We start from the raw sequence: 13,189 nt of genomic DNA on the forward strand, positions 1-13,189 counted from the left end.
AATTTTTTTCAATAACGAAGACAACCAAAAAACACCTTTTTTTAATATAACAGGTGTTTTTCCGAAGTTTTTTGTCAAAATCAGCAATCTTCACTATTTTACATCTTCTATTTATTTTTACATCTCATCTATACTACTCCCAAAACTCACTCCATCACAGTAAATCCAGACTTCTCTATTGTTCCTCATTAATAACGCCACCGACTCCAAATGCGTCGAGTACACAGCGGGAACAAATCTTATACGATATGCCCATTTTTAATGGAAAGAAAGACCTCGAAAAATTGCAGTCTGGCTCTTTTTTTACCCATCCTTAATTTTCGGAGTGATATGTAATTTTAACTCTATTCGATAATCTTATAGTACCTACATTACCTGCACTTCCAATCCTCTTTGTCATATCTATAAAATAGATTTGAGCCGTAACTCCTTCATAACTTCCGTATTTTATTGATACTTCAATTCCAGACATGGCGGCTATCCAAGATAGACCAGAAACTAGATCAACTAACAAAAAAAAAGCGGATTCAGCCCTATGCTGAATCCACTCTTCCATTGCTCACCAATCTAATCAATAAGACCCGACTTCTGCAGCAACCGCTGAATCAGAACTGCCACTTCCGCACGGGTGACATTAGCCTTTGCCTCCAGCTTATTGTCGCCACGGCCGCTAATTAAACCAGCCTTGGCGGCAAGCGCCAGACTGTCCTTAGCCCAGACACCTATGTTACCAGCATCTGTAAAGGCTGCCAGTACGCTTGTCACATCCACTGTACTAGTCTGGTCCGCAAGGCCGGTTAACTTCATCGCTTTAGCGATAATGCTCATGGCTTGCTCGCGTGTGATTGGAGCATTCGGCTGGAATGTCCCATCCTCAAAACCAGTGATCAGACCGTACTCGGATGCCGTTTCAACCGCACCTGCATACCAGCTATTCGCTGGCACATCTGCAAATGCTGTCTTCCCTTCTCCAAGCTTCAGTCCCAGACCGCGTACAATAATCGCTGCGAACTCTGCCCGGGTGATATCTGCATTCGGGTTGAACGTCGTTTGGTTCATTCCATTAATTACTAGACGAGATCCCATATCGTTCACTGCGTCCTTCGCCCAATGATTCTCCACATCCGCAAAAGTCAGCGGATGCCAGATCACAGAATACGAACTGTTCGTCACACTCTTAATAACTGCGTAGTATTTGCCGTCCTTCAGAACGAATCTGGTCGGTACATGGCGCACTGTGCCATCTGGCTCCACAACGACTCCAGTCGTAATCCGATTCGGAGCAATACCACCTGGAAGTGCCACTATCCGCTCTACGTAAGCATTGAACTGACTTACTTCCACTGTCGATGTACCGTAAGTAGCGGTAACAGTGAAATCTAGTGACGGTGCAACGAGTGTAAAGCCACCTCTGCTTGCCGCACCCGCCACTACCTGGTTCATGGATGGTGAGGTCTCGCTGATCGTAATCTTCAGTGTGATATCTTCCAGCTTCAAGCCGCTTCCAAATTTTTTAGCTAACGCATCAATATTGATTTCGTCGGCTGGCAAAGTATAAGTACCTTTGCTTGTCTGAAACACTAGGGTAGCCGATGCGTTCTCCATATTCTTAATTATTTGACCGTTTAACTCAGCGACGATGATGTTGGAATCCAGCGTCACAGGAACGGTCACCACCGCCCCATTACCTTCCGCGTCCAGCTTCGCTTGGAGTTTAGCTGGGTCAACGACGATAATAGTTGTTCCCACGTTTCCTGAGGTCGTTGTTGTTGCTTTGCCCGCATTCTCTTCCTTACCGTTAACAAGGACGATCACATCGGTAACGACTGTGTTCGCGTTACCGGGGGTTGTTCCGCTATTCGAGTTCCCTCCGGTTCCTGGGCTGACCGGATCAGTGCCAGGTGTTACGGTATCAGCCACCACAGCTGCTGTTGCACTACCGTATTTCACCACTTTGCCGTCAGCATCTAGCTCTGCAATCCCAATCGTATCCCCATTGGCCGCAGGAACCAATCCCTCAATGCCTACAAGCATGTATCCAGCCAGGACATCTCCCACATTTGGTACGACGATGCTACCAGCGCCAAAGTTCTTATAAAAGAGCTTATGTCCTTCAGCCAATGCAGGCGTAACAGTGATTTGAGTATAGCCGTTATTTACCGAGCCACTTGGATCGATGGCAATCACGTTCAAACCACCCGCAGGGTTAAGCATATTAATTGTAAAGGTCAGCGTAGTTGCCGGTCCCGCCGGAACGGACCCGCTAGCTACCACCCGTACCATAACGATGTGCTCACCGCTCAAGTCCGGCAAGTTGGTGCCGTCGAACCGTATATATGGTCCGTCGTCCACTGAAAATTCCATACTTGTGTCCAGACCAACAATCGTATTGTTCAGATCATCTGCTGTGACTTCAGGTGCGGACGGGATGACCGCATTCGAGTCATGAACGATAACCTGAGCAGCATTAGAAGCGAATGCTGTTGCCGTTGCCTTTTCCCGAACATAATACGTGTCCGGCGCAAGGTCAGTAATCATTGTGTCTGTAACTTCTGTCCAAAGACCAGTGCTGCCTATTTTGTATTCCATTTGGACTGTCAGATTCTGAATGGTACCGTTATTAGCCCCATTGTACGTTACATCCGTAACAGTCACACCTACCGGAGCCGCTGCACGAGATGGAATGCTTAACGTCTGTACCGCACTGTCCGTAGTTTTTGAACCGTCACCTTTCTTAAGGATGCTCAGTGACGTTCCCAACCAGCTGCTATCAATTTCCAGCTTGCCATCTACTGGCACCGTAATCGCTGTATCGTTTACCATGTATGAGCCACTTGGCGTCAGGCCTGCCAACTGTTCAGTAGCATAGTCGATGACGGCCGCTGGCGTCGCTTCTGGCATTTTCGTGAATGCCGATACCGTCACTTGCACCGAAGCTGAGCTAAATGCCGTCGCTGTTGCTTTCGTCCGCACATAATACGTGTCTGGAGTAAGCCCCGTCACGCTTGTACCAGGTACATCTGTCCATGCACCTGCTGTACCTTTCTTGTATTCCATTGCAGTAGTAACATTGATGAGCGTACCATCATTTGTGTTCAATCCCGTTTCACCCGTTGCTGTCACACCAATCGGCGCCACTGAACGGGACGGAATGCTTAGCGTCTGCGCCGCGCTATCCGTTGTCGTCGAGCTGTTGCCCTTCTTCACGATGCTTAGCGATGTTCCTATCCAACTACTATTAATGTCCAGCTTACCATCCGCTGTCGCCGTAACCGCTGAACCATTTACCGTGTACAAGCCACTTGGCGTCAAGCCTGTCAACTGCTCTGCCGCATAGTCAATGATGGCTGTCGGTGTTAATTCCAGCGTTGGCACGAACCTAGCCACCGTCACGATCTTCGCTTCTGACGCAAATGCTGTCAAAGTCGCTTTCGTCCGCACATAATATGTGTCCGGAATAAGTCCTGTCACGGTTGTGCCTGACACATCCGTCCATGCACCTGCTGTGCCCTTCTTGTATTCCATCACGGTTGTTACGTTCGTCAATTTGCCATCGTTGGCATTTATCGCCGTTTCATCCGTCGCCGTTACACCAGTCGGCACCCCTGAACGGGACGGAATGCTTAACGTCTGCGCCGCACTATCCGTTGTCGTCGAGCCATTGCCTTTCTTCACAATACTTAGCGACGTTCCCAACCAACTGTTACCAATAGCTAATTGTCCATTAGCTGTCGCTGTTACCAAATCCCCGTTTACTGTGTACGAGCTGTTTGACGTGAGACCTGTCAATTGTTCAGCCGAATAATCAATAACAGCTGTCGGTGCCACTTCCGGTGTTGCTACAAAAGCAACCACCGCTACTTGCACTGAAGCTGACGCAAATGCCGCCACAGTCGCTTTCGTCCGCACATGGTACGTGTCCGGAGTTAGTCCCGTTACGGTTACACCCGTCACTTCCTTCCATGCACCTGCCGCACCCTTCTTGTATTCCATTTCGGTTGTCACGTTCGTCAGTGTACCATTGTTAGCATTTATTGCCGTTTCGTCCGTCGCCGTTATACCTATCGGCGCCCCTGGACGGATCGGAATGCTCAGCGTCTGTGCTGCGCTATCCGTAGTCGTCGAACTGTTGCCCTTCTTCACAAGGCTCAGTGACGTTCCCAACCAACTGCTATCAATAGCTAGCTTGCCATCAGCTGTCGCTGTTAGCGAAGCCCCGTTTACCGTGTACGAGCCGCTTGCCGTTAAACCTGTTAACTGCTCAGCCGCATAATCAATGGTGGCTACCGGTGCCGCTTCCGGCGTTGGCACAAACGTAGCCACCGTCACGATCTTCGCTTCTGAAGCAAATGCCGTAGTCGTCGCTTTCGTCCGCACATAATACGTGTCCGGAAAAAGTCCCGTTACGGTTACACCTGCTACACTCGTCCATACACCTGCTGTACCTTTCTTGAATTCCATCTCGGTTGTCACGTTCGTCAATGTACCATTGTTAGCACTGATCTCCGTTTCATCCGTCGCTATCACACCAGTCGGCGCCCCTGCACGTGGCGGAATGCTTAGCATCTGCGCCGCGCTATCTAATGTCGTCGAGGCATTGCCTTTTTTCACGATGCTCAGCGACGTACCCAACCAACCACTGTTAATGGCCAGCTTTCCATCTGTTGTCGCTGTTAGTGCCGTACCGCTCACCGTATACGAGCCGTTTGGCGCCAGACCGGTTAACTGCTCTGCCGTATAATCAATGATGGCTGCCGGTGTCACTTCCGGTGTTGCCACAAACGTAGCCACCGTAACGCTCTTCGCTTCTGACGCAAACGCCGTCACCGTCGCTTTTGTCCGGATATAGTACATGTCCGGATCAAGTCCCGTTACGGTCGCACCTGAAATATTCGTCCAAGTACCCGCTACACCTTTCTTGTACTCCATCGCAGTTGTTACGTTAGTCAATGTACCATCGTTAGCACTTATCGCCGTTTCATTCGTCACCGTTACACCATTCGGCGCCCCTGGACGGGATGGAATAATCAGCATTTGTGCCGGGCTATCCGTTGTCGTCGAGCCATCGCCTTTCTTCACAATGCTCACTGACGTTCCAAACCAGCTGATGTCTATAGCCAGCTTACCATCCGCTGTCGCCATTACTGCCGTACCATTGTTAACCGAGTAGGCGCTGTTTGGCGTCAGTCCGGTCAGTTGCTCAGCTGCATAGTCAATGATAGCCGCTGGTGCCGGAGCTCCCGTCTCAAATATTTTAGCGGTTATTCTATAATGATCAGCATCCGTATTATCGGTTGTCACCAAGACAAGCTTGTCACCAAAGGTGGGATACAATTTGAAGCTTGGATAATATTCCACAGCGTACATCCAAGTGGCTTCATTGAAACCCTGCATAGCCACCGGAGCGGAATCCACCGGCTGATCCGATGTAAAGACTAAGTTACCGTCATTGTCATAATAATTCAGGTAAGCATACTGCGTTCCCGACCATTCTTTAAAGTTGTTGTACGCATCATTGATGGCATTGGTAGAAGTGGGGTCCGTACTTACGGTTACAAAGCCCGGATTTGCACCATCCCTATAAATAGCAGCCGAAGATTCGCCTAGAGAGCCATTTACCGTAAAATCACCTTTGCTCGTACCGTTCTTATCATATAAGGAGACTGTTGATGTGCCGTTTCTATAGCTATATTGGCTGAACATGAAATTCCCGTTGTTCAACGTGGATAGAAACAGCTGTTTTTCATCCGTTCTTATTCCTTTATTAATCGTATTTAACAGAGTCCCACTATTACTGAATATTTTCAGATAAACAGTATCCGTCTGGGGTCCTACTCCTGAATTGTAAGCAACCATATATACACCGTCTCCAGCGGATACATTAGACATGCTCGCATTATGGGAAACCAGAAGTGTTTCTCCCGAAACTGGGTTACCCTCAACAGTGAACACACGCGTAGCCGTGCTAATATTGTCGTTCCGTTGCCAGGAAAAAGCTATATTTCCGTCAGACAATTCCGTTATAGAGACAAAGCGCGTGAGTGCCGGGGTACTGGCGGCAGAGTATGTATTAATCTGTGTCTGACCGACCACCTTTTGTCCTGACTGGTTTAGCACCATGAAATAGGCATTGGGAGTACTCTCCCTAACGGTTCCCAATTGCAAATTGTTATCGCCGCTGTCGCTTTTATGGTAAGTAATCAGAATCCTTCCATCACTTAGCGCAAGCATATTCACATCAATCATTTTGTAATAGATATCCATTAGACTACTAAGATCAACATCTGATCTAAGTGCTCCCGTGCGGTCAAAAATCTTTAAAAAATAAGAATAAACATAGGAATTGCCTTGATAAGCGAATGTGTTCAACACTACTGCGGTACTTCCGTCAGGAAGAACATCAACATCAGAAACATTCTTACCCGAGGCGTTTGTAACTGGAGGCTGAATGGGAAAGTCCACCGTTTTGGTGAATGAGGGTATGGCAGCGTATGCCCGGAGTGAAATCATCGGTAGCAGTCCAATGACTAATATAAAAGCCAATCCAATCTTGCCTAACTTTTTTAACATTGCTTTCCTCCTTGTCGAATGACTATTCATATAATTGTTAACGCTTCCGTAATTGCAGTTAATTCAGAATAGAAGATTTCTATCCTATTATATCGACATTTCTTAGAAAATAGTTTATTTTTCGACAAAAAAATACGCTAAATCACGAATTTAATATGACTTTAGTCATATATATTTGTGTTCAAAGAAAAAATCATAGATTCGCACATTAAAAAAGCCCTCTCTGTCTATTAAACAGATTAGGCCGTCACGTTTTGAATTTCTCATCCTGATTGCCGATGGAAAAAACGATCTATGATCATAGTTCTAGTTAATACAAAAAAAACCGAGAAAGGCACTTTATTTAAAAGTGTCTATTTCTCGGTTATAGTTTATTCGTCCGTTACGTTAACTAGCTAGATTGCCCTTCCATCGCTCTAATAGATTCATCAACCTTTACCATCATGGAACATTCGACTCTTTTGCGGAAGACGTCACAGCTGAAGTCATAGGTTCCGACGAGGGAACCCGTCGCGTGCAGTGCATTGGCAGGACAACCACCGCTGCAGTAGAGTTTAGCCCAGCAGTCCTTGCATTCCGGCTTCGAGTAGCAGTTGCTCTCTTGGAATTGACATTGCAACCCAGGTTGTGTGATGCCATCCCAGAGGTTTCCCATGCTGTATTCTTCATCCCCGACGAACTGGTGGCAAGGAAAAAGCTCACCCCAGGGGGTGACAGCAAGATATTCGGTTCCTGAACCACAGCCAGTAATTCTCTTCTGGATGCAAGGTCCTTCCGAGAGGTCAAGCATGTAATGATAAAAGGTAAATCCCTTGCCTTGCTCATCACGTCCAATCATTTCCTTGGCGAGAATTTCGTACTGGTTGTAGATCTCCGGCAGGTCCTCCTCGGTAAGTGCATAAGGTTCCTTTGGATCACAGATGACTGGTTCCATCGAGATCTTGTCAAAACCAAGGTCTGCGATATGAAATATATCGTTGGTGAAATCGACATTGTTACGAGTGTAAGTTCCTCGAACATAGTACTCTTGGTCCCCGCGCTTACGAACGAATTCCTTGAACTTCGGAACAATATGATCGTAGCTGCCTTTTCCGTTAACCGTTTGGCGAAGTCGGTCATGAACCTCTTTTCTTCCATCCAGGCTTAATACGACATTGTACATTTCCTGATTTAAAAACTCAGTGACCTCATCGTTCAGCAGCATTCCGTTCGTCGTAAAGGTGAACCGGAACTTTTTTTTGTATTCTTGTTCTTTGCTTCTTGCATAAGCTACGATCTGTTTAACCACTTTCCAAGCCAAGAGCGGTTCTCCACCAAAAAAGTCGATGTCCAGGTTACGATGATGACCCGAATTTTCAAGCAGATAATCGATAGCTTTTTGTCCAACCTCATAGCTCATGATTGCCCTATCTCCGTTGTATTTCCCCTGGCTAGCGAAGCAATAGTCGCATGACAAATTACAGGTATGCGCAACATTGAGGCAGAGTGCCTTGACATAAGTTTTTCGTTTTTTCAAATCGAGCGAGAGGTTCTCATACTCATCTTTTGTAAAGAGCTGTCCATCATTTTTAAGTTCCTCGATATCCGCGATGGTTTCTCGAATGTCGCTCTCGGAAATGCTGGAATCATCTTTATATTTATCCAACAGCGTTGTCACGATTTGGTCGGCAGAAGTTTTCTCATAATCCGCTATAATTTCATATGCTAGGTCATCAACAACATGCACCGAGCCACTATAGGTATCGAGCACGATATTGTATCCGTTTAGTTTATATTGATGAATCATACTTACTAATCAAGCTCCTTTTGCACACAAGTAGAAACGGCTTTGCCATCCTTTAGGGATAGTATCCATTTCTTAAAAATAGCCGCCCATCAGCAGAGCAATGGGCGGTAAAATTCCGAATCTTATCTGTTCATTGCATTTTCACACTTCTGGTTTGCAACGCCGCAGGAAGTTTTACAAGCGGATTGGCAAGATGTCTGGCATGCGCCGCATCCGCCGTGTTTTGCGGTGTCCATCAGTTTGCGGGTGCTCAGTGTTACGATTCTTTTCACGATAAATAACTCCTTCTGTAATTTCTTGTGATCACTTTCACTTAATTTCCATGGAACATCGTAGCAACATCACGTAAGTACGTCTATGATTCCCGTCACCTAGCAGAGCAGAGAGAGCTTGAACATAAGCATCAACGCTAATTTTCGTGCAGTCTTTCATACTTGTGATCGTAGGATGCCGTAGCGGGAACCAGAGTCAGAGCAATGCTAAAAAAGTGACCAAAGAAACAAAAAAGAGACAGCAATGATGCCATCTCTTCAATAACGATTTTTCCTCAAACTTGTCCGTAAAGTCCAATAAATATAAGGATCTCATAACACTGTACCCTTCCTTACCAGTAGAGCGACATTCTCCGATTCCATATGCACTATATGCGAACATCCCTCTCATTATCATGGCTATTGTTATGGTGGGAAGAAGTCGCGTAGAATTAGGGATTTTTGTAGGGAGTGTTTCTTGAATATTCAATGAAGTTATTTATTTTTATAATATACTACGCCTTAGTTCATAAAAATATTGCACACTTGGATGCTTTAACTTCATCTTCTCGCTCATGTTTAAAATTCGCTTTTTTCCAACTCGTCTGTCCACTAAAGCTAGAATATTCAATAAGATATCGTCGCTTTCTAAGCTCTCCTCTATGGAAATAGATAAATACTTAGTAGCTATAACAATAAAATTCGATTTACTTAATGACGTCTGTGCTGACAAAAGCGCCTTTGCAACTTCTGATATTTTTCTGCTTCTTGCAATGACTATTAAACGATCCTCCGGGATGATCCCCTTACTATCTTTTCTAACCGCTTCAATGTCTTCATGGTTGATAGGAATTTGAAGATCTGAATCATTCTTAATCTCCTGCTCCGTCTGATACCATCTAATTGAGCTAGTTCTATCATTCATATTAAGTACGTTCTTTTTATCTACCGAAATATAACAATCCCCTGATTTATCAGGTAAATAACGGTAACTGCTTGCGCGATATTCAACCCTGCCGTATAACGCAGGACAGAGAAAACTCTCCAGTTGTTGCTTCAATTTGCTCCAGGACATGGATCCTCCTATGTTCTATATTATAAATACCTGCTGAGGCAGTCGTTCTATTATACAATACATAATACAATCCCACTAAAACCTGAATAATATCTTGATACTGTACATAGAAACAAGCCGATTAGGTATAGACCCCGTGGTCTGGCACCTAATCGGCTTGTTATGTTACGCCTCAAACGTTTTTACTTCGGTTATTAGTCTTACTCGGACAGATAATTTGATAACCGGTACAGGAAGTTTCAGTGCGGGTCGTATTGCTGCTTGGATGATTATTTCTCCATTACTTATCGTGACCTTTACCCGGGTTTTCTTTTGAGTATTCAAAGGTCACTTTTACAGGCTCGTTCATATAGCCAGTCGATAGATACGCCTCATTGGTTCCCTTTAAATTACCTGTAAGTTTGAATGTGAATTGGAAACTTCCCGCGACTGTACTCTTCGTCTCATCTTCGAGTTGAACCTTGCCTTTCGAATCAAGCACCTTCAACTTCACATTTGTAAGGACGCCATTCATCAGCAATCCATCAATCGTTACTTTTTTCGCTTCCTCGTCAACCTTTACTTGTATGCCCTCAATGCCTTTCACGTCTACAGCGCCCGAGAGGTTATAGACACCAAACTCGTAGATGGAATATCCGTAATCGGTTGCTCTTTTTATGCCTTGTAACTTCATGTATCTTGCCTTGACCGGGTTGAACTGAATCGTTTCTTTGCCATCATGCGCGGTAATAATTCCGTCATTTGGCATGACATTGATCCAGTTCTGCTTATCGTTCGACACAAAAAGTTTGTATTTATCTGCACGAGCATATTCCCAATCGATTCGAACTGTATCCATTTCCTTCACTTCACCGAGATCGACCAGGAACCAAGTATTGTCCACGTATTCGCTCGCCCATCTTGAAGCAGGGAATCCATCGACGGCTTTAGCCGGTGCATAATTCGCATTATTGCCTTCGGTCGACGAAGCTTCTACCGTTTTATTCTGCGCCAAATTGCCTATGAGGTAATAGATGCTTTCCTTCAGCGTATTGTACGCCTCATCTTTTATCGTACCCGCCTTCTTGAATTCATCCAGCTTTGCGTTAAAGCCTTTGAGATACTTGGTGACTTGCGCTGCATCGTTCCCTTCATAGCGCTTCATCATTTCCAAATAGTTGTTCAAAGAACGCACCGTTGCAGAATTCGTAAATTGCTTCGCTTTTTCGAAGCGGTCGACTAACGCTTTCATACCAGATGCATTTGTCGTTGCTTCGATAACATATGACTTAGTCACCATATGCCCCGCCGTAACGGTAATGTTAAGCTCATGCTTGCCAAGCTTGCCTGCAAGCGAAATAACGGTACCCGCTGTATAAGGCTTGCCGTCATACGTCGCCGTCACTTTCGTCAGACCATCATCCGTTCTAAGTTTCCATGTAAAGGATACGGATTCTGAATCGGGCAGCTTCATCCCGCTCTGGAACGGCTTGCCGTTCATCTGCACGTCTACCTCGGAAGGCGGAGCCTCGTTGACCTGATACGTTCCTTTAACAAATTGATACAGCCAGTCGTAAAGAACGCGTGTCGCTGGATCTTTACTTACCGCGGTGTTATAGACTGCATTGTTGCCTTGGTAATACGATTTGAAGCCATCCTTCATAAGCCCTGTCTTCGCACCGCTGTTCAAGTAATCGATATACCGCTCGCGGAACACGCCGTCCGTCAGCATCCGATCATCGAACTCGAGTTCATTGGACATGCCATACTGCTTCGCCAGATTCGCAGAATCCTCCAAGCGTTCGATATCCGTCGGCTCGAAGAAGTAATTCGGTTGGATCGTCACCGCATCGAAGCCGACATCCTTCCACATGAACGCTTTATAAGCGAAGAAGTGCGGAATCCAGAAGAACTTCAGGTCCTTGCCGCTAATTTCCATGTCATGCAGGGTGCTGCTCACGGAACGGATCAGATCCGGTCCGGATTGGCTTGTGCTGATTTGCTCTTCGAACCAGTACATACCTACAAGCTCGAGGTTAGCGTAACCTTTTGCTTCCCATCTCGATTTGACTTGCTGCAGCCACCATTGAACTGCTTTTTCACGGTTCGCAAGGGCTTTCTCTTTGCCAACGGAATCATTGAAGTTCAGCGATTCTCCACCTTGTTCAACAGCTCCGAAATTAGTGATCGATTCACCTGGATCCGGAATCATGAGGACAACCTTTTCCTTCACGCCAGACTCGTTCAGCGCATCGGATACTTCCTTAGCCGCTGCGTTTAACGCATCCATATCGCCGCCTACCGCAAAGGTCTTATCCAGATACCATTTCCAATCTTCCAGATAAGCCCACCCGCCGAAATCACGACCTGGATTTGGAGAGTTAATGCCAAGATACAGGACGCCGTCGAAGAGTCGATCCTTAATCTTGCCGTCCTTATCGACATAACTAATGTTCGGAATGATCCGTTCTTTCGTCCAGATGCCTAAGTCATTCGCATATTGCCCGTTATACAAAAGTCCAAGATGCTCGATACCCGCTGTCGCTTCGCCTGCCGCCAAGAATTTCGGCGTATGCATTGGAACAGTTATGGCTCCGGCAACTTTGCCGTCTTCACCGAGGATTTCAATCTCATCCACGAAGGTCATTGCACGCGTATGCATTGTGAATGTCACTTTCACGTACCGAGCATACGCGATTTTCGCATCTGGGCCGACCGCTTTAATGCCGTCCTTGCTGCCGTCCCACACATAGGTCTCCGTGTATTTGCCGTCATTCCACAGCTTCTGCGTGGCATTGTCTTTGAGCAGTCCCCAGTTCACTTTGTCATCGGAGACGTACATCGATACCGTGAGTGGCACGAGTACATTGTTCGTTGGCCAATCTTCGAGGAAATTGGCTTTAATACCCGTGAGTGATTTCTTCGCCCCCAAATCAAACACAACTTCGCGTGTCTTACCCAAATGATGCCCAACCCATGCTACGTCGGATCTATTGCTTGCCCCATATATACCATCCGTAAGTGTGTTGCCTTCATCCGGATAGGAAGCTTCCGGCTCTTGCGACCACTCATAAGATAAGCCCGCTGCAAGATTGTGATATACCGCCCCATACACTGACGCAATAACACCCTCCGTACCTGCTCCGGGTAGGTCTGATGGATTCGTCACCTCGACCGGATCGGCTTCGCCCGGCGGGTTCGCTGGTGTCTGTTCCTCTGTCTGTGTAGGCGGCAGCGCCTCTTCCGCTTGCGCGATCGGTATCATCGTTACGATCATGATCGCAACCATGACGAGAGCTACCCATTTTCTACTCCTCTTCATATCGTACGAACTCCCTTCTGATTCTTGAGTCAAGAAACATCAATCTCCTAAATGGTATGCGCTTCCATTTCAGCTTACCTCGATGCTCTTTCCTCCCTTCCGAGATTCCGACACGTCATAGAAGCTTATAACATATGTCAATGTCCTTAAAGTAACATTATGAAAAGTGGCCTTTCTTTCAAATAGATAATTAATGACATTGGATA

Annotated in this window: 5 protein-coding genes; all 5 read right to left on the reverse strand. The window is 46.2% G+C overall.

Annotated features, from left to right (window positions below):
- Nucleotides 1-567 precede the first annotated feature (567 nt).
- Nucleotides 568-6,570 carry an S-layer homology domain-containing protein gene (locus tag ACQKMP_RS27390; RefSeq protein ID WP_427472074.1) on the reverse strand — a complete coding sequence of 2,001 codons (6,003 nt, stop codon included), beginning with the start codon at nt 6,568-6,570 and terminating at the stop codon, nt 568-570.
- A 391-nt stretch (nt 6,571-6,961) separates the two neighbouring features.
- Nucleotides 6,962-8,356 (reverse strand): thioether cross-link-forming SCIFF peptide maturase, encoded by a 1,395-nt coding sequence (gene scfB / locus ACQKMP_RS27395; RefSeq protein ID WP_427472076.1) that lies wholly within the window; start codon nt 8,354-8,356, stop codon nt 6,962-6,964.
- Nucleotides 8,357-8,478: 122 nt separating this feature from the next.
- Nucleotides 8,479-8,628, reverse strand: coding sequence for a six-cysteine ranthipeptide SCIFF (scfA, locus tag ACQKMP_RS27400; RefSeq protein WP_076098734.1), 150 nt, complete (start codon nt 8,626-8,628; stop codon nt 8,479-8,481).
- A 484-nt stretch (nt 8,629-9,112) separates the two neighbouring features.
- Nucleotides 9,113-9,682 (reverse strand): SF0329 family protein, encoded by a 570-nt coding sequence (locus tag ACQKMP_RS27405; RefSeq protein WP_427472078.1) that lies wholly within the window; start codon nt 9,680-9,682, stop codon nt 9,113-9,115.
- A 280-nt stretch (nt 9,683-9,962) separates the two neighbouring features.
- Nucleotides 9,963-12,983, reverse strand: a complete 3,021-nt coding sequence (locus ACQKMP_RS27410) for a DUF4855 domain-containing protein (protein ID WP_427472080.1) — start codon at nt 12,981-12,983, stop codon at nt 9,963-9,965.
- Nucleotides 12,984-13,189 lie beyond the last annotated feature (206 nt).

Source organism: Paenibacillus sp. NPDC101420 (assembly GCF_050277435.1).
Taxonomy (GTDB): domain Bacteria; phylum Bacillota; class Bacilli; order Paenibacillales; family Paenibacillaceae; genus Paenibacillus_AQ.

What these genes read in the sequence shown, in the direction of transcription:
- ACQKMP_RS27390 (WP_427472074.1), bottom strand. Translation starts at nt 6,570, where the DNA reads ATGTTAAAAAAGTTAGGCAAGATTGGATTGGCTTTTATATTAGTCATT.
- scfB (WP_427472076.1), bottom strand. Translation starts at nt 8,356, where the DNA reads ATGATTCATCAATATAAACTAAACGGATACAATATCGTGCTCGATACC.
- ACQKMP_RS27405 (WP_427472078.1), bottom strand. Translation starts at nt 9,682, where the DNA reads ATGTCCTGGAGCAAATTGAAGCAACAACTGGAGAGTTTTCTCTGTCCT.
- ACQKMP_RS27410 (WP_427472080.1), bottom strand. Translation starts at nt 12,983, where the DNA reads ATGAAGAGGAGTAGAAAATGGGTAGCTCTCGTCATGGTTGCGATCATG.